Source organism: Zavarzinia sp. (assembly GCF_041650655.1).
In the GTDB taxonomy this organism is placed as follows: domain Bacteria; phylum Pseudomonadota; class Alphaproteobacteria; order Zavarziniales; family Zavarziniaceae; genus Zavarzinia.
Window position 1 is genome coordinate 1 of the sequence record NZ_JBAZKR010000006.1, and the last position, 16,799, is coordinate 16,799.

Below are 16,799 nucleotides of genomic sequence, written 5' to 3' on the forward strand. Positions count from 1 at the left end.
CGAGGACGGCAAGCCGAAGCCGGTGGTGGTCGTCATCGGCCTGAACGACGGCCGCCTGACCGAGGTCACGGCCGACGGGCTGGAGCCCGGCACCGCCGTCATCGTCGATATCGCGCGCACCACGACGAGCCGCTAGGCCCCGACATGGCGTTGATCGAGCTGGCCGGCATCCGCAAGGTCTATGGCGAGGGCGAGGCCCAGGTGGTGGCCCTGGCCGGCATCGACATGGTGATCGAGTCCGGCGAATTCGTCGCCGTGATGGGACCCAGCGGCTCCGGCAAGTCGACCACGATGAACATCATCGGTTGCCTGGATACGCCGACCGCCGGCACCTACCGCTTCAACGGGACCGAGGTCACGGCGCTCGACCGGAACGGTCGCGCCCTGCTGCGCCGGAATCACCTCGGCTTCGTCTTCCAGGGCTTCAACCTGCTGAAGCGCACCTCGGCGCTCGAAAACGTCGAACTGCCGCTGGTCTACCGCGGCTTGGCCAAGGCGGAGCGGCGCCGCCGCGCGGTCGAGGCGCTGGCCCAGGTCGGCCTCGCCGGGCGCGAGAACCATACCCAGGCCGAACTCTCGGGCGGGCAGCAGCAGCGCGTGGCGATCGCCCGCGCCATCGTGACGGCACCGGAGTTGCTGCTCGCGGACGAGCCGACCGGCAATCTCGACAGCGAGCGCAGCCGCGAGATCATGGAATTGCTGGTCGACCTGAACCGGGCCCATGGCATCACCGTGATGATGGTGACGCACGAGCCGGACATGGCGGCCTATGCCCGGCGTCAGATCCGCTTCAAGGACGGCCGCATCGTCGCGGACGAGGTGACGGCGAAATGCTGAGCCTCAGCCTCACCCTCCGCATGGCGTTCCAGGAACTGCGCCGGAACCTGATGCGCTCCGTCCTCACCACCCTCGGCATCGTCATCGGTATCGCGGCGGTGATCGCGCTGGTGACCCTGGGGCAGGGGGCGACGGCCAGCATCACCAACGAAATCTCCTCGCTCGGCCGCAATCTGATCGTGGTCGCGCCCGGCAACGCCGGCAAGGGCGGCCCGCCCCAGGCGGCGGCGCCCTTCAAGCTGGCCGATGTCCGCGTGATCCAGCGCGACGTCGCCGGCCTCAACGCGGTCGCCGCGGTCTCGACCGCGGCGGCGCCGGTGGTGCTGGGGGCCAAGTCCTGGTCGACCACCGTGATCGGGGCGGACGCCAATTATTTCGCCGTGCGCGAATGGACCGTGGTTTCGGGCCGCGCCTTCGACGAGGGCGAGATCCGCTCCGGCCGCACCGTCTGCGTCATCGGCCAGACCGTGGTGCGCGAGATCTTCGGCGCCCAGGACCCGATCGGCGCGCCCCTTCGCGTCGGCGGCTTTCCCTGCAACGTGATCGGCACGCTCGAAGGCAAAGGCCGCTCGATCCTGGGCACCGACCAGGACGATGTCGTGATCATGCCGCTGAAGACCTTCCAGCGCCGCATCTCGGGCAATCAGGACGTCAGCCTGATGCTGATCTCCGCCGTCTCGGCCGAGGCGACGGCCAAGGTGAAGGAAGACATCCAGGGCATCATGCGCGAGCGCCGCCATATCACGGCGAACAAGACCGACGATTTCCAGGTCAACGACGTCTCCGAGATCGCCAAGATCATCGGCGGCGTCACCGTGATCCTGACCGCCTTCCTGGGCGCCATCGCGGCGATTTCCCTCATCGTCGGCGGCATCGGCATTATGAACATCATGCTGGTCGCGGTGACCGAGCGGACGCGCGAGATCGGCATCCGGCTGGCCATCGGCGCGCTCGAACGCGAAGTCCTGGCCCAGTTCCTGGCCGAAGCCGTGCTGCTCTCCCTGTTCGGCGGCTTGATCGGCGTGGTCCTGGGCCTGAGCCTTTCGGCGATCGGCACCGCGGCCCTGGGCCTGCCGCTGCTGATCGACCCCGGCGTCGTCCTGCTGGCGACCGTCTTTTCCGGCCTGGTCGGCGTCGGCTTCGGCTATTTCCCGGCCCGCCGCGCGGCACGGCTCGACCCGATCGACGCCCTCCGGCACGAATAGGGTCAGGCGGCCGAGGTCAGCTTGTAGGGGCGGACCAGGGCCTCGGCCGGGATACCCCATTCGCGCGTCAGCTTGTCGACCATGGCGAGGGTCAGGCCGCGTTTCCGGCCCAGTACTTCCGAAGCCCTGGAGCGCGAGCCGAAGAGGGCGGCTAGATCCGCCTGGGACCGCCCGCTGGCGGCCATGTGGGCCTCGATCATGTCGATCGGGTCGAGAGCCTCGATCGGCCAGTACACCGCCTCATAGGCTTCGATCAGGGTGGTCAACACGTCGAAGCGCGCGGCCTCGGCGCTGCCCTCGGCCGGCCCCTGCCAGGATGCCGCCTGAACCTGGGCGAACCAGATCCGCAGCGGCTTCTCTGCCGGCGGATGCCGGGCCCAGAATTCCCGAAGCGGCGCCTTGGCGATGATGTGCATGGCGCGTGATAGATTGTTCCCGAGACGGGAACAAGACCGTCAAGGGCACCCGAAACGCCGCCCCGCCGGCAGGCCGGGGACCGGGACCGAGCAGAGGCTGCGGCCGGGGTCCTGCTGGTGGCGGCGGCGGGCGTAGTCGGCGAAATGGCGGAGCAGGCTGTAGCACATGACGATTTCGACCGTGCGCTCGTTGTAGAAGGCTTCGGCATTGCCGCAGTCGGTGAAGACGATGGTGATGTCGCGCGGCAGGCGCAGGCGGCGCGACAGGTGCTCGGCGGATTCCTCCAGGAAGGGATCGGCTTTCACGATCTCGATCAGGTCGGCGTAATCCTCCGATCCGACCTTGTCGAAGACGACCTTGAAGCGGCCCGCGCCGGGTTCGATCGCGGCGCCTTCCGGCCGGCCGTAGTTGCGCGCCACCCAGTCGATCGAGCGGGCCGCCAGCGCATATTCGTCCGGGCAGTAGAGGGCGCGTTCGACCGGCAGGGTGGCGGTATCGGCGAGGTCTTCCAGGTGGCTCGGGTCGCTGCCGTAGATCAGGCAGGTGAAGGTGAAGAGGCGCTGGATGTCCAGCGAATGGCTGTCCCAATAGGGGATCGCGTTCTGCAGCTCGACGTCGTCGATCCATTCGAGCAGCCAGCCGTCGGCGATCGCCTTCAGGCGGGCGCGGAAATCCGGCTGCAATCCGATGTCCCGGCGCAGCACCAGGAGCATGGCGCCCAGCATGTCGGCCGCATCCTCCTCCCGGCCGAAGACGGGGAGGTCGAGCTGGTCGATCAGCGCGTGGCCGATCTCGTGCCCCACGGTCCATTGCACATTGGCCTGGACGAAGAGCCGGTCGCCGGCATCGAGCGGTGTCTCCGCCGCCCTGGCAGCCTCCGTTCCGAGGGCCAGAATCAGGCCCAGGGCCAGGAGTCCGCGACGGCAGAGGGTTTTCAGCATGACGCTCCAGTATTCGCCGGTGACATGGCGGAATTCTACCCATCAGCGGTAAAACTGCTATCATGGCGGCAAGTGGGGCGGCGCGGGCTGCTCCGATGGTTTGAGGTCGATCGTGTCGGATGTGAGCCCTTCGGGCCAAGACTCCCCGGGTGGCGGCACTCGGGCGGTGCCCCTGCCGCAGCGGGGCAGGAATGATCCACCCATCTATGCGGCGCTGGATCTCGGCACCAACAACTGCCGCCTGCTGATCGCGGAACCCTCCCGTCACGGCACTTTCCGCATCGTCGATGCCTTTTCGCGCATCGTCCGCCTGGGCGAAGGCCTCGCCTCCCACGGGCGGATCGCCGATGCCGCGATCGAGCGCACGATCGAGGCCCTGCAGGTCTGCGCCGGGCGGATGCGCCGGCGCAAGGTGACCCATATCCGGGCGATCGCCACCGAAGCCTGCCGCCGCGCCGCCAACGGCCCCGAATTCCTCGACCGCGCCAAGGACGAGACGGGCATCGCCCTCGAAGTGATCTCGCCCCAGGAAGAGGCGCGGCTGGCGGTCGCCGGCTGCACGCCGCTGCTCGATCCCGACCGGCGCCGGGCGCTGGTCTTCGATATCGGCGGCGGCTCGACCGAACTCGCCTGGCTCTCCGTGACCGGGCCCGACCGGGCGGAGATGCTGGACTGGACCTCGCTCCGTCTCGGCGTCGTCACCCTGGCGGAGCGTTTCGGCGGCGTCCAGGTCGACGACACGCTCTATGCCCGTATGGTGGCCGAGGTGCGGGACGCCCTGGTCCCCTTCGCGGAGAAGCATGATCCGGCGCAGGCAGCCCTCGAACACGGTTTCCAACTCCTCGGCACGTCGGGCACCGTCACCACGCTGGCGGCGGTACGCATGGACCTGCCGCGCTACGATCGCAGCCGGGTCGACGGTTCCTGGATGACCAGGGCGGAAGTCGACCGGGTGATCGCCGGCATCCGCGCGCTGCCTTTCGAGGGGCGGGCGGCCAATCCCTGCATCGGGCGTGACCGGGCGGATCTGGTGCTGGCCGGCTGCGCCATTCTCGAGGCGATCCTCGATGCCTGGCCGGAACAGCGGCTGCGCATCGCCGACCGGGGCCTTCGCGAAGGCGTTTTGATGGGATTGATGGCGAGCACGAAGCCATGACTGGAAAATCGGGTGGCAAGAAGTCGGGCGCCGGTATCGGCCCCGCCCACGGGTTGCATGTGCGGGTGAAGACCGCGAAGAAACGCACCGCCTCTTCGGCGCGCTGGCTCGAACGCCAGTTGAACGACCCCTATGTGGCGGCAGCCAAGCGTGACGGCTACCGCAGCCGGGCGGCCTACAAGCTGATCGAGATGGACGACAAGCTGCATGTGCTGCGGCCCGGCGCCTTCGTCGTCGACTTGGGCGCGGCCCCCGGCGGCTGGTGCCAGGTGGCGAGCCAGCGGGTCCGTTCCCGCCCCGGTGATTCCGCCCCCAACGGCAAGGTGGTGGGCATCGACCTGACCGAAGTCGCTCCCATGCCGGGTGCCGAAGTGATCCAGCTCGACTTCTTCGCCGAAGACGCGCCGGAGCGGCTGCGCGCCCTGCTGGGCGGACCGGCCGACGTCGTCCTGTCCGACATGGCGGCCTCGTCCACCGGGCACAAGGCGACCGACCATCTGAAGATCATGGCGCTCTGCGAGGCGGCGCTGGATTTCGCCCGCGACGTGCTGAAGCCGGGCGGCGCCTTCATCGCCAAGGTGCTGCAGGGCGGCTCCGAGAACCAGTTGATGGCGACCATGCGCAAGCATTTCGCCCTGGTGAAACACATGAAGCCGCCGGCGAGCCGGAGCGATTCTTCCGAAATGTATGTGGTCGCGACCGGCTTCCGGTCCTGAGCGCGCGGGGCCGGACCGACAGGTCCGGCCCCGATGCCGTCACTTGCCCTTGTATTGGGGCGGACGCTTGGCCAGGAAGGCCGCCACACCTTCCTGGAAATCCTGGCTCTGACCGGCGGCGCGCTGGAGCTGGCGCTCGAGGTCGAGCTGCTGGTCGTAGCTCGCCTCGAAACTCGCCTGCATCATCTTGCGGATATAGCCGAGTGCCAGGGTCGGGCCGGCGGCGAATTTCCTGGCGATGCCGAGGGCGGTCGGCATCAGTTCGGCGTCCTCGACCACGCGGTTGATCAGTCCCCATTCGAGGGCCTTTTCGGCCGGCAGCTTCTCCGCCATCAGGGCGAGTTCGAGGGCGCGCGCCCGCCCGACCAGGCGGGGCAGCAGCCAGGACGAGCCGCCGTCCGGCACCAGGCCGATCTTGGCAAAGGCCTGGAGGAAGCTCGCCGATTTGGCCGCCACCACGATGTCGCCCATCAGGGCGAAGCTCATGCCGACACCGGCGGCCGGGCCGTTCACCGCGGTGACGATGGGCACGCGGAGGTCGCGCAGGCGCTTGAACAGCGGGTTGTAATAGTCTTCGAGGATGCGGCCGACGTCGGGAACGCCGCCGTCCATCGAAAGCCCCTCGGGATCGGCCAGGTTGGCACCGGCGCAGAAGCCGCGGCCGGCCCCGGTGATCACCAGGCAGCGGACACCGCCGGCCGGATCCTCGGCCAGTTTCACGGCCTCGCCGATCTCCTTGATCATGGCCTGGGAGACGGCGTTCAGCGCTTCCGGCTGGTTGAAGGTCAGCACCATCACGCCGTCTTCGATGGCGGTGGTCACGCGGGTGAAGCTCGTGGTCATGTCAGGTTCCCGTGAAGGCCGGCTTGCGCTTGGTCAGGAAGGCGGTGATGCCTTCGACCGTGTCATTGGTGGTGAAGGCGATCCGCTGCGATTCCGCTTCGAGCGCGAGCTGGGCCTCGAAATCGTTCTGCTCGGACGCCATCAGGGCGCGCTTGATCAGGCCGAAGCCGACGGTCGGCCCGGCGGCCAGCCTCTCGGCCAGGGCATTGGCTTCGATCATCAGGCGTTCGTCCTCGACCGCGGCCCAGATCAGGCCCCAGTCCGCCGCCGTCTCCGCCGGCAGGCGGTCGCCCAGCAGGGCGAGGCCGAGGGCGCGCGCCCGTCCGACCAGGCGCGGCACCATCCAGGTGCAGCCGATGTCCGGCACGATGCCGAGGTTCGGGCCGAAGACCTGGATGAAAGTGGCCGATTTCGCCGCCACCACGATGTCGCAGGCCAGCGCCACGCCGACCCCGCCGCCGGCGACGACGCCGTTCACCGCCGCGATCACCGGCTTCTTCAGGCGGGCGATGCGGGCGACCATCGGGTTGATCAGGGCATGCATGGTCTCGGCCACGCCGTCGCCCAGCGTGCCGCCCTCGGGGATCGGGCGCGGCCGGGCGAGGTCGGCGCCCGAACAGAAGGCGCGACCGGCCCCGGTCAGCAGCACGGCGCGCACGGCCGGATCCGCTTCCGCCGCGGCGAAGGCGGCGGTCAGTTCTTCGTACATCGGCTCGTTCAGGGCGTTCAGCACCTGGGGCCGGTTCAGGGTGATCTGGGCGACGCCTCCCCGGCGCTCGACCAGCAGCGTTTCGTATGTCATGGGTCCTCCTGGCGCGGACCCGGGGATTATGACGGCCTGCGGGGCTTTGTGAACCCCGTTCACTTTGGGCCAGGAAGCCGCGACGGCAATTAGCCCTTGCGCTTACGCTTCGCCGGGGAGGACTCGGGCTTGGCGACCGGCCAATCGGGATCGGGCAGGGCTTCGAAGGCGGCCAGGATGCCCTTCGACCAGCCGTCGGAGAGGGCGGTCATATAGGGATCGTTGCGCGGGATGCGGCGATAGTCGCCGACCCGGAGTTCATCCTTCTCGTAGGTCAGCAGGTCGAGCGGCATGGCGACCGAGACGTTCGAGCGCATGGTCGAATCGAAGGAGATCAGGGTGCATTTCGCCGCCACCGAGAGCGGGGTCTCCGGCCGCACGATGCGGTCGATGATGGGCTTGCCGTATTTCGTCTCGCCGATCTGGAAATAGGGCGTGTCTTTGCCCGCCTCGATGAAATTGCCGGCGGAATAGACCTGGAACAGGCGCGGCCGTTCCTGGCCGATCTGGCCGCCCAGGATGAACATCGCGTTGAAGTCGTGGCCGTGGGCCTTCATGTAGTCGCCGTCCAGGGCGTGGACTTCGCGCAGCGCCGCGCCGACGATGCGGGCCGCCTCGAACATCGTCTCCGCCTTCAGGATCGAGCGGTTGGCGCGCGCCCTGCCGGCGCCGGTGCGCGGCGTCGCCGTGTTCCAGGCCTTGAGCTGGCTCACCACCGACTGGGTGACGGCCAGGTTGCCCGATGCCATGAGCACGATGACCCGTTCGCCCGGGACCTCGAACACCGTCATCTTCTTGAAGGTGGAGACATGGTCGACCCCGGCGTTGGTCCGGGTGTCGGAGGCGAAGACGAGGCCCGCGTCGAGAAGAAGGCCGACGGCATAGGTCATGAGGTGCTATCCGGGAAAGCGAAAGGGGCGGCCGAAGCCGCCCCCTGATAACACGCCCCGCCGGGGAAATTAAGCGGCGGTGCGGCGCTTCTCGATCTCGGTCGCGAAGGCGGCCAGACGGGCGTGCAGCGGCTCGATCGTCGCGCGGATCGCCGAAGCGGTGGTCTCGGCAATTTTCTGCGAATGGGCGAGGTAGAGGTCCAGGGCAGTCTTGGTGAACTTGTCCTGCAGCTCGACCGCTTCGCCGACCGACTTCACGGCCCACAGCTTCTTGGCGGCGTCGACGTTCTCTTCGGTCGCGACCTTCACGGCTTCCGCAACCGCTTCACCGACCGACTTCAGGCCTTCGGCGGCGGCCTTGCCCGAGGCAACGACGTCCTGCAGCGAGGCCTTGCTGAAGGTCACGGCTTCGCTGTAGTTGGTCTTCAGGGTCTGGTAGCGGCTGCGGCTCCAGTCGGTAGCCTTGGCGAAGTTGTCCTTCGCGTCGGCGAGGGCCTTCTTGGCGTTCTCTTCGACCTTGGCCGAGACTTCGTTCACATGGTCGCGGCTCCAGGCCACGGCCTTCTCGAGCTGGGACGAGGCATTGTCCAGCGCGGTTTCCACGGCCTCGGTGGCCTTCTCGGTCGCGCCTTCGACGGTTTCCACGGACTCGACAACGGTCTCCATCACTTCGCCCGCCACGTCAGCGGCGGCTTTCTTCTTGGTGGCCATCTTCGCTCTCCTGAGCTTCGCTTATGGAATGGTTGAATTGGCTACGCAGGTACTGGCCGCCGCACCGGACAAAGGTCGTTGTGCGGCGCAACATGAGAAGTAGATAAGTCCGACACTTTGCGCCGTCAACGGGAATATTGCCGCACTGCACAAAAATTCATCGAAATGCCCTGAAACGCTGTTTCACGCCGGACTGGTCCCAGGCGCACAATCTGATAAATTATCGGATTGAAAAGGCCATGAGCCCGGGGAGAGGAAACATGAGTTTGGCGGAAGTGCGGGTCGAGGCTGCGGGCGGCGGGGATGTCGGCGCGCGGCTGAAGGATATTCTCGAGCGGCAGCGCCGCGACTTCATCAAGATGGGGCCGCCCTCGGCCGAGCTTCGGCGTGAGCGCCTGGGCCGCCTGAAGGCCGCGCTGATGGACAACAAGGATGCCTTCCTCGAAGCGGTCTCGGCCGACTTCGGCCATCGCTCGAAGCACGAGACCCTGCTGACCGATTTTGTGGTCACGGTCGAGGGCATCAAGCACATGCAGAAGCACCTCGCCAAGTGGATGAAGCCGGAGAAGCGGCCGACTGCGATCACCTATTTCCCGGCCCGAAACAAGATCCTGTTCCAGCCGCTCGGCGTCGTGGGCGTGATCTCGCCCTGGAACTATCCGATCCAGCTCGCCTTCGGGCCGATGGCGGCGGCCATTGCGGCCGGCAACCGGGTGATGCTGAAGCCCTCCGAATATACGCCGCGCACCTCCGAGCTGATGGCCAAAGTCTTGGGCAAGGCCTTCGACGAGCTCGAAATCGCCGTCGCCACCGGCGGACCGGAAGTGGGTGAGCCCTTCTCGCGCCTGCCCTTCGACCACATGCTGTTCACCGGGGCGACCTCGATCGGCCGCCATGTGATGCGTGCCGCGGCCGAGAATCTGGTGCCGGTCACCCTGGAGTTGGGCGGCAAGTCGCCCACCATCGTCGACCGCAATGCGCGCCTCGCCGATGCCGCGGGTTCGATCGTGCAGGGCAAGTTCCTGAACGCCGGCCAGACCTGCGTGGCGCCCGACTATGTCTTCGTGCCGGACGACAAGAGGAAGGAATTCGTCGACCTTCTCTCGGCCCAGGTGACCAAGTCCTATCCGACCCTGAAGGACAATCCGGATTACACCTCGGTCGTTAACCAGCGCCATTACGACCGCCTGCGCGGCCTGATCGCCGACGCCAAGTCGAAGGGCGCCACCGTGGTCGAGGTCAATCCGGCCAAGGAGAATTTCGAGCAGCAACCGACCCACAAGATCCCGCCCACCATCATCCTCGATCCGACGGATGACATGAAGGTGATGCAGGACGAGATCTTCGGCCCGATCCTGCCGATCAAGACCTATCGCCAACTCGACGAGGCGATCGACTATGTGAACGACCACCCGCGTCCGCTCGCCCTCTACGTCTTCTCGGACGACAAGGCGGCGCAGGACAAGGTGCTGACCCGCACCACGTCGGGCGGTGCCTGCGTCAACGAGACGGTGATGCATGTCGCCCAGGAAGACATGCCTTTCGGCGGCGTCGGCCCGTCGGGCATGGGTTCCTACCACGGGCGCGAGGGCTTCATGACCTTCAGCCACAAGAAGTCGGTCATGGTGCAGCCCAAACTGAACGGCCTCAAGTTCATGCGTCCGCCTTACGGCAAGACGATCGACCGCCTGCTCGGCTTCCTGCTGAAGTAAGCACGCCGAAAGCCGGAAGGGGCGGCCGTTTGCGCGGCCGCCCCTTCCTTTTGCCCTGTGGGCTTCCTCACTACTTGTTCTGCCGATTATCGATGAGGTCGGTGACGACGGAGGGATCGGCGAGGGTGGAGGTGTCGCCGAGGGCGCCGAACTCGTTTTCGGCGATCTTGCGGAGGATGCGGCGCATGATCTTGCCGGAGCGGGTCTTGGGCAGGCCGGGGGCGAACTGGATCAGGTCGGGGCTGGCGATCGGGCCGATCTCGCGGCGCACCCAGGCGACCAGTTCCTTCTTCAGCGCGTCGCTCGGTTCCTCGCCGGCGTTCAGCGTCACATAGGCATAGATGCCCTGGCCCTTGAGGTCGTGGGGATAGCCCACCACGGCGGCCTCGGCCACCTTGGGATGGGCGACCAGGGCGCTCTCCACCTCGGCCGTGCCCATGCGGTGGCCGGAGACGTTGATCACGTCGTCGACCCGGCCGGTGATCCAATAGTAGCCGTCCTCGTCGCGGCGGCAGCCGTCGCCCGTGAAATATTTCCCCGGGTAGGTCGAGAAATAGGTCTGCACGAAGCGCTCGTGATCGCCGAACACGGTGCGCATCTGGCCCGGCCAAGAGTCGGCGATGCAGAGATTGCCTTCGGTGGCGCCGGTCAGCACCTTGCCGTCGGCATCGACCACTTCGGGTACCACGCCGAAGAAGGGCAGGGTGGCGGAGCCGGGCTTCAGCGCGGTGGCGCCGGGCAGCGGGCTGATCAGGATGCCGCCGGTCTCGGTCTGCCACCAGGTGTCGACGATCGGGCAGCGCTCGTCGCCGACGACCTTGTGGTACCAGTTCCAGGCTTCCGGGTTGATCGGCTCGCCGACCGAGCCCAGCAGGCGGAGGCTGGCGCGGGAGGTGCTCTTCACCAGGGCCTCGCCTTCGCGCATCAGGCTGCGGATCGCGGTCGGGGCGGTATAGAAGATCGTCACCTTGTGCTTGTCGACGACCTGCCAGAAGCGCGAGGCGTCGGGATAGCTCGGCACGCCCTCGAACATCAGGGTGGTGGCGCCATTGGCGAGCGGGCCATAGACGATGTAGCTGTGCCCGGTGACCCAGCCGACGTCGGCGGTGCACCAATAGATGTCGTCTTCGTGGTAATCGAAGATCAGCTCGTGGGTCATGCTGGCATAGACGAGATAGCCGCCCGTCGTGTGCAGCACGCCCTTGGGCTTGCCGGTCGAGCCCGAGGTATAGAGGATGAAGAGGGGATCCTCGGCATTCATCGGCGCCGGTTCGCAGACGGGATCGGCCTTGGCCAGTTCCTCGTCGTACCAGACGTCGCGGCCGGGAACCATGTTCACCTTGCCGCCGGTGCGGCGGACCACGATCACGCATTCGACCTCGGGCGCCTGTTCCAGGGCCTTGTCGGTATTGCCCTTGAGGGGCACGGGCTTGCCGCCGCGCAGGCCCTCGTCCGAGGTGATGACGACCTTGGAGCCGCAGTCGACGATGCGGCCGGCCAGGCTGTCGGGCGAGAAGCCGCCGAAGACGATCGAATGGATGGCGCCGATCCGGGCGCAGGCCAGCATGGCGACCGCGGCTTCCGGGATCATGGGCAGATAGAGGGTGACGCGGTCGCCCTTCTGAACGCCCTTGGCCTTCAGGACATTGGCGAAGCGCGAAACCTCGGCATGAAGTTCGCGGTAGGTGATGGCGCGGCTATCGGCCGGGCTGTCGCCCTCCCACAGGATGGCGACCTTGTCGGCCCTGGTCTCGAGGTGGCGGTCGAGGCAGTTGGCGGCGACATTGAGCACGCCGTCGTGGAACCAGCGGATGTGCACGTTACCGGGGCCGAAGGAGACGTCCTTCACCGCAGCGGCCGAATAGGGCTTGATCCAGGAAAGCCGCTTGCCCGCCTCGCCCCAGAAACCCACCGGGTCTTCCACCGACCGGCGGTAACCCGAAGCGTAACCCGCGGCATCGACATGCGCCTTCGCCGCGAAACCGGCCGGAACCGGATAGATCTCCTGGCTCATCGTCTGCCCTCCCATATTGGCGTTGTTTGGCGCGGATTATGGGAGGGGTGCCCCGGGGGCGCAAGCTGCCCGAAGGTTGTAGAGACAAAAGAAAAGGGGGCGGCCCGAAGGCCGCCCCCATGGCATCGATCCCGGAGGATCAGAAGCTCAGCACGGTACCGATCAGACCGACGGTGGCGGTCTGGTTGGCGCCCAGGTTGGTGACGCCGTTGGTGTCCGAGCTCCAGTCGTAGTACATCACGCCGGCGTCGACCGAGAGGCCGGTGGCGATGGTGTAGCCGGCGCCGATCATGCCGGCGACCAGCTTGTCGTCGCGGCCGAGCGTGCCGGCAGCGTCGGTGATCTTGCCATAGCCGAACTGGCCGCCGAACGACCAGGCACCGGTGGTGTAGCGAGCACCGACCAGATACTGGTTCAGGGTCGCATCCGGATTGTCCGAACCGGCCAGGGTATAGGCCTGACGGGCGTAGTGGCTGGTCTGCATCCAGTTGGCGCCGAGGTCGAAGCCCTTGTAGGAGATGCCGGCACCGACGGTGATGCTGCTACGGTCGCCGGCGGTCGCCAGGTCACCGCTGTCGTGGTAGTAGCCGACAGCCGCGGTCACGCCGAGGTCGCCGTACTTCTGGGTGTAGTTCAGCGCGAAGGCAATGGCATCGCCGAAGGCGCCGCCGCTGCCGGCCGCGTTATCCTGCTCGAAACCGCCGTTGTTGCAGCCGCCGGCGCCGGCCGCGGTGTTGTTGTCTTCGCAAGCCGACGGCGCGTAGGAGACGGCGGCCTGGAAGCCGGCCAGACGCGGGCTGAAGTAGACCAACTTCGAAGCATCGCCATCGTAATGGCTCGGGCTGTTGAAGTTGCGGAAGGTGCTGCCCGCGCCCGCCGGGAAGTTCGGGTAATAGTCCGGATCTTCGATGCCGATCGCCTTGTCGGCGGTCACAGCCGGGATGAAATAGGCGATCTGGTTGACGGCGTTGTCGTCGTTACCGAGTTCGAGCTTGCCCCAGTCGCCCTGCAGCCACATGTAGGATTCGTCGATCTGGTCGTCCTGGCTGGTGCCTTCCAGCTCGATCCGGGCGCCGTACTTCAGGCCGTTGGCGGCCGTGCCTTCGGCGATGAACCAGACTTCGTTGTTCCAGGTGTCGAGCGTGGTGCTGCGCAGGTTGCCCGCGCCATTCGACTGATTGCTGCTGATGCCGCCGACCTGGAAGAAGGCCTTGGCGAAACCGGCGACCTTCACGGTCACGCCGGGGTCGGCCGCCTGGGCCGCACCGGCCAGCAGCACGGCGGCAAGGGCCGTGGTGCCGAAAAGAAGCTTGTTGTTCATCTCTCACCCCTCATGAAGGCATGTTGTGGTCGTGCCCTGCGACGTGGATAGACCGAGGCGGGCCGGGCCATCAATAGCTAAGCAATCGAGCCTGCAAGAGGGCAATGCTGTGTGCCAGGGAAGCCACACTACTAAGGTCGAAATGACCAAATTTTTACATTTATGTTTCGCAACTGCGTAATATTCGAGGCGGGAAATTCATAAGCATTCCTGCGGCACTGCAGTAATTGACGGATTGTCGGTATTCCGATCCGCAGCGGTCAGCCGGCATTGGCAGCCAGCGACTCCGCATCGAGGTAGCCGAAGCGCTGCATCTGGGTGCCATGGTCGTGCTCGATGCGGGCGACCTGCTCGGGTGTCAGCTTGTTTTTCCACTGGCCGGACTTGCCGACGCGGAAGAAGCGCTGCGAATGCTCGCTGCGCTCCCGGAAGCCGTGACGGGCTTCCTGATTCTGCACGACCTTGAAGGAGGAAAAGCGGATCGCCCGCTCCAGCCGCTCACGCGGGGGTTTCAGGCCCAGGAATTGGGCGATGCCGCCGAAAGTCTTCAGCGGCTTCTGCTCCATGTCTTCGTAACGCAGGGCGAGGAAACCGGGCATCGGCGCATGGGTCCAACTGCGGACATGGGCCGACCAGGTGCCGTGATAGGTGACCACCGAATCCCGTGTGCCGCCGGTGGTGGAGGTCGGCGAATTCATCCGGTCGATCATTTCGTCGATGGTCAGGCCGTAGTGGTCGGCGGCGGAGATCACCACGTCGCGCGGATCGCGCACCACATAGATGGCGCCGGTGGTGACCTCCGGGCAGATCAGCGGCACGTCGTCGACGGCAGATAGAATCGAATGGGTCTTCACGAAGACCGAATCCGGGAAGGCGCCGGTCATGAGGGCCTGGGCCCGCGGACGCAGTTTCGAGATCTCGCTCTCGGGCCAGCCCCAGGTCGAGGCCCCGGCCGCCTTGTCGTACCAAGCGCGGTGGTGGTCACCGAGGGTGAAGCGGATCAATTCGTCCGGCGGCAGGGGTTGGCTCGGGTTCAGCAGCAGGTGGTGCAGGAAGGTACGCAGCCAAGTGTTGCCCGACTTCGGATAGGACGCCAGCCAGACCAGACCACCCATGTCATCCTCCACAGTCGGCGTCATGAACCGCCGTTCGATCGCTAGAGCGAAACAAAAAAAGAGGGCGGGGGAAACCCCCGCCCTCTCTCTTCGGATCCGAGAGGGATCAGAAGGACAGCTTGGTGCCGACCAGGAACACGTTGGCGTCGGAGCCGACGTTCCGCTGACGGTCGTAGTGGATCATACCGGCCGACACGCCGAGGCCAGTGGCCACTTCGTAGCCGCCGCCGAACGACACCGCGTAGATGTCGTCGTTGGTGCCGTCATCGCTGTACCAGGCCGACTGCACGCCGACGGTCCACGGGCCCTGAGCGTACTGGAGACCGGCGTCAAAGGCGTCGGCGTCCACGTCCTTAAAGCCACCGAGGTTCTTGGTCGCCAGGTAGGAGCCGCCGAGGGTCACCGTGCCCGCACCGACCGGAGCGCCGACATTGGCGCCGAAGCCGTACAGGGTGACGTCCTTCAGGCCGGCGCCTTCCGACTCGTTCCACGAGTAGGTCGCCGACAGGCCGAGGTTCACGCCCGAGAACTCCTTCGAGAACGCCAGGGCAGCAGCGAACTGCTGGCCATTGCCGGCGCCCGCGTTGTTGTCCGCCTCGAAGCCGCCGTTGTTGCAGGGGCTCCCGGCGGCCGCGTTGTTGTCCTCGCAGCTGTCCGGCGAGTAGGACAGGCCGAACTGGAAGCCCGAGAGCTGCGGCGAGATGTAGATGACCTTCGAGGCGTCGCCACCGAATTCGTTCACGGTCGTGACGGTCGCGCCCGAGAAGTTGTAGTTCGGCGAGTTCACCGACAGGATGCCGTAGGCGTCCGGAGCGGGCGAGATGTAGCCCATCTTTTCGCCGACCGGATCGTCGTTACCGATGATGAGCTGGCCGAAGCCGCCCTTCAGGTACATGAAGCTCTCGTCGATCTGGTCGTTGGTGGAGGTGCCTTCCAGCTCGATGTGCGCGCCGTAGGTCAGGCCGTTGGCGGCGGTGCCTTCGGCGTTGAAGTGGACTTCGGTGTTCCAGGTGTCGAGCGAGACGTTGCGGTCGCTGGGAATGCCGTCGTCGCCGGCCATCAGGACGCCGGTGTAGAAGCCGGACACGGTCACCTTCGGGCCCTCGGCGGCGGAAGCGCCGGCGGAGAGCAGGGCGGCAGTGGCAAGGGCCGTCGTGCCCAGAAGAAGCTTTTTCATCATCCCCTCAATTAGTCAGCGAGGTTGCCGGGAGTGGTCCCCGGGCGATCCGAACTTGGATCTGACTGGAGATAGAATTTCCACCACCCTCGCCGGGTCAAGCAAAAGGCGCCCTCTGGCTTACGGGAAGCTGACATTGAAAAGTCTCTGTTGCAGATGCGTAACAGTGGCCGGGGCGTGGTCCGCGGCCCGGTTGCGGCGGATTCAGGCCGCTTTCGCCCAGTAGTGCCATTGCCTTGGCGCCGGGCATCCCTTAATGAAGGGCTGGGCCGGGCGATGCGGCAAAGTGACGATGAGGACATTTTGATGAACCGACTGCGTTGGGGCGCGGCGCTCGCTTCCATGACGATGGCGCTCGCGGCCGCGGCCTGCGGGCCGATCGAGACCGAGGCCACCTATCCGACCACCACGGCATCCGGTAAGAGCAACCCCAACCCCGATCCCAATGCGCCGCCTGAAGGCGGCCTGTTCGGGCCCGACGGCGTCGTCCTGTTCGGCGGTGACAAGAAGAACGAGGACCCGGGGGCGAGCGGCATCGGTGTCAACGCCCTGCTGTGGCGCGCCTCGCTCGACACCCTGTCGTTCATGCCGCTGGCTTCGGCCGATCCCTTCGGCGGCGTCATCATCACCGACTGGTATTCCTCGCCCGACCGGCCGTCGGAGCGCATGAAGGCGACCGTCTACATCCTCGACCGCCGGCTCCGCGCCGACGGCCTGAAGGTCGCGCTGTTCCGCCAGCAGATCGGCCCCGAGCGCCAGTGGATCGACGTGCCCGTGTCGGCCGAGACCGTGGGCCAGCTCGAAAACGCCATTCTGACCCGCGCCCGCCAGCTCCGTATCCAGAGCATCGGGCAGTAATCGTCGGATCGCCCTCTCTCCTTCGGCCGTCCGGCCGGAGGAGGGGGAATCGGCGGGCGGCGGACGGATCGCTTGCCAGGCGCG

Annotated in this window: 16 protein-coding genes; 6 read left to right on the top strand and 10 right to left on the bottom strand. The window is 66.5% G+C overall.

Annotated features, from left to right (window positions below):
• Positions 1-144 precede the first annotated feature (144 nt).
• Together WC493_RS02155 and WC493_RS02160 are read left to right on the top strand one after the other, a co-directional pair.
• On the top strand, positions 145-837 hold the full coding sequence (locus tag WC493_RS02155; protein ID WP_373062039.1) for an ABC transporter ATP-binding protein: 693 nt from the start codon (positions 145-147) through the stop codon (positions 835-837).
• Positions 831-2,042, top strand: coding sequence for an ABC transporter permease (locus WC493_RS02160; protein ID WP_373062041.1), 1,212 nt, complete (start codon positions 831-833; stop codon positions 2,040-2,042). Before WC493_RS02155 ends, WC493_RS02160 begins: the two co-directional genes overlap by 7 nt.
• Positions 2,043-2,044: 2 nt before the next feature.
• Here WC493_RS02160 and WC493_RS02165 read toward each other — a convergent pair whose 3' ends face one another.
• Positions 2,045-2,458: a transcriptional regulator gene (locus WC493_RS02165; RefSeq protein WP_373062043.1), complete on the bottom strand. Its 414-nt coding sequence runs from the start codon at positions 2,456-2,458 to the stop codon at positions 2,045-2,047.
• 39 nt (positions 2,459-2,497) lie between these two features.
• Positions 2,498-3,400: a DUF4344 domain-containing metallopeptidase gene (locus tag WC493_RS02170; RefSeq protein ID WP_373062046.1), complete on the bottom strand. Its 903-nt coding sequence runs from the start codon at positions 3,398-3,400 to the stop codon at positions 2,498-2,500.
• Positions 3,401-3,566: 166 nt separating this feature from the next.
• Here WC493_RS02170 and WC493_RS02175 point away from each other — a divergent pair, with 166 nt between their 5' ends.
• Complete coding sequence (locus WC493_RS02175) at positions 3,567-4,556, top strand: Ppx/GppA phosphatase family protein (protein ID WP_373062048.1); 990 nt, start codon at positions 3,567-3,569, stop codon at positions 4,554-4,556.
• Positions 4,553-5,272 (top strand): RlmE family RNA methyltransferase, encoded by a 720-nt coding sequence (locus tag WC493_RS02180; RefSeq protein ID WP_373062050.1) that lies wholly within the window; start codon positions 4,553-4,555, stop codon positions 5,270-5,272. Before WC493_RS02175 ends, WC493_RS02180 begins: the two co-directional genes overlap by 4 nt.
• A 39-nt stretch (positions 5,273-5,311) precedes the next feature.
• Here WC493_RS02180 and WC493_RS02185 read toward each other — a convergent pair whose 3' ends face one another.
• The 4 genes from WC493_RS02185 to WC493_RS02200 all read right to left on the bottom strand — a co-directional run bounded on the left by WC493_RS02185 (position 5,312) and on the right by WC493_RS02200 (position 8,518).
• The gene (locus WC493_RS02185) at positions 5,312-6,115 is read right to left on the bottom strand and encodes an enoyl-CoA hydratase/isomerase (protein ID WP_373062052.1); all 804 of its coding nucleotides are present in this window, start codon (positions 6,113-6,115) and stop codon (positions 5,312-5,314) included.
• 1 nt (position 6,116) lies between these two features.
• Positions 6,117-6,917 carry an enoyl-CoA hydratase-related protein gene (locus WC493_RS02190; protein ID WP_373062054.1) on the bottom strand — a complete coding sequence of 267 codons (801 nt, stop codon included), beginning with the start codon at positions 6,915-6,917 and terminating at the stop codon, positions 6,117-6,119.
• Positions 6,918-7,006: 89 nt separating this feature from the next.
• On the bottom strand, positions 7,007-7,807 hold the full coding sequence (locus WC493_RS02195; RefSeq protein ID WP_373062056.1) for a peptidase: 801 nt from the start codon (positions 7,805-7,807) through the stop codon (positions 7,007-7,009).
• Positions 7,808-7,876: 69 nt separating this feature from the next.
• A complete protein-coding gene (locus WC493_RS02200; RefSeq protein ID WP_373062058.1) occupies positions 7,877-8,518 on the bottom strand; it encodes a phasin family protein in 642 nt (213 codons plus the stop codon).
• A gap of 260 nt (positions 8,519-8,778) precedes the next feature.
• Between WC493_RS02200 and WC493_RS02205 the strand changes: the two genes are divergently transcribed.
• On the top strand, positions 8,779-10,230 hold the full coding sequence (locus WC493_RS02205; protein WP_373062060.1) for a coniferyl aldehyde dehydrogenase: 1,452 nt from the start codon (positions 8,779-8,781) through the stop codon (positions 10,228-10,230).
• Between the two features lie 70 nt (positions 10,231-10,300).
• Here the strand turns inward: WC493_RS02205 and acs are convergent, their stop codons facing one another.
• From acs to WC493_RS02225, 4 genes are all read right to left on the bottom strand, one after another.
• A complete protein-coding gene (acs, locus tag WC493_RS02210; protein WP_373062062.1) occupies positions 10,301-12,244 on the bottom strand; it encodes an acetate--CoA ligase in 1,944 nt (647 codons plus the stop codon).
• A gap of 139 nt (positions 12,245-12,383) precedes the next feature.
• Entirely contained in the window at positions 12,384-13,565 is a 1,182-nt protein-coding gene (locus tag WC493_RS02215; protein WP_373062064.1) for a porin, read from the bottom strand.
• 260 nt (positions 13,566-13,825) lie between these two features.
• Positions 13,826-14,680 (bottom strand): sulfotransferase domain-containing protein, encoded by an 855-nt coding sequence (locus WC493_RS02220; protein ID WP_373062066.1) that lies wholly within the window; start codon positions 14,678-14,680, stop codon positions 13,826-13,828.
• Positions 14,681-14,786: 106 nt separating this feature from the next.
• Complete coding sequence (locus WC493_RS02225; protein WP_373062068.1) at positions 14,787-15,857, bottom strand: porin; 1,071 nt, start codon at positions 15,855-15,857, stop codon at positions 14,787-14,789.
• A 306-nt stretch (positions 15,858-16,163) separates the two neighbouring features.
• Here WC493_RS02225 and WC493_RS02230 point away from each other — a divergent pair, with 306 nt between their 5' ends.
• A complete protein-coding gene (locus WC493_RS02230; protein WP_373062070.1) occupies positions 16,164-16,715 on the top strand; it encodes a DUF3576 domain-containing protein in 552 nt (183 codons plus the stop codon).
• Positions 16,716-16,799: the final 84 nt, after the last annotated feature.

Excerpts from the sequence above, each read along its gene's own strand:
- WC493_RS02155 (WP_373062039.1), top strand. The coding sequence starts at position 145 with ATGGCGTTGATCGAGCTGGCCGGCATCCGCAAGGTCTATGGCGAGGGC.
- WC493_RS02160 (WP_373062041.1), top strand. The coding sequence starts at position 831 with ATGCTGAGCCTCAGCCTCACCCTCCGCATGGCGTTCCAGGAACTGCGC.
- WC493_RS02165 (WP_373062043.1), bottom strand. The coding sequence starts at position 2,458 with ATGCACATCATCGCCAAGGCGCCGCTTCGGGAATTCTGGGCCCGGCAT.
- WC493_RS02170 (WP_373062046.1), bottom strand. The coding sequence starts at position 3,400 with ATGCTGAAAACCCTCTGCCGTCGCGGACTCCTGGCCCTGGGCCTGATT.
- WC493_RS02180 (WP_373062050.1), top strand. The coding sequence starts at position 4,553 with ATGACTGGAAAATCGGGTGGCAAGAAGTCGGGCGCCGGTATCGGCCCC.
- WC493_RS02185 (WP_373062052.1), bottom strand. The coding sequence starts at position 6,115 with ATGACCACGAGCTTCACCCGCGTGACCACCGCCATCGAAGACGGCGTG.
- WC493_RS02190 (WP_373062054.1), bottom strand. The coding sequence starts at position 6,917 with ATGACATACGAAACGCTGCTGGTCGAGCGCCGGGGAGGCGTCGCCCAG.
- WC493_RS02195 (WP_373062056.1), bottom strand. The coding sequence starts at position 7,807 with ATGACCTATGCCGTCGGCCTTCTTCTCGACGCGGGCCTCGTCTTCGCC.
- WC493_RS02200 (WP_373062058.1), bottom strand. The coding sequence starts at position 8,518 with ATGGCCACCAAGAAGAAAGCCGCCGCTGACGTGGCGGGCGAAGTGATG.
- WC493_RS02205 (WP_373062060.1), top strand. The coding sequence starts at position 8,779 with ATGAGTTTGGCGGAAGTGCGGGTCGAGGCTGCGGGCGGCGGGGATGTC.
- acs (WP_373062062.1), bottom strand. The coding sequence starts at position 12,244 with ATGAGCCAGGAGATCTATCCGGTTCCGGCCGGTTTCGCGGCGAAGGCG.
- WC493_RS02215 (WP_373062064.1), bottom strand. The coding sequence starts at position 13,565 with ATGAACAACAAGCTTCTTTTCGGCACCACGGCCCTTGCCGCCGTGCTG.
- WC493_RS02220 (WP_373062066.1), bottom strand. The coding sequence starts at position 14,680 with ATGGGTGGTCTGGTCTGGCTGGCGTCCTATCCGAAGTCGGGCAACACT.
- WC493_RS02225 (WP_373062068.1), bottom strand. The coding sequence starts at position 15,857 with ATGAAAAAGCTTCTTCTGGGCACGACGGCCCTTGCCACTGCCGCCCTG.
- WC493_RS02230 (WP_373062070.1), top strand. The coding sequence starts at position 16,164 with ATGAACCGACTGCGTTGGGGCGCGGCGCTCGCTTCCATGACGATGGCG.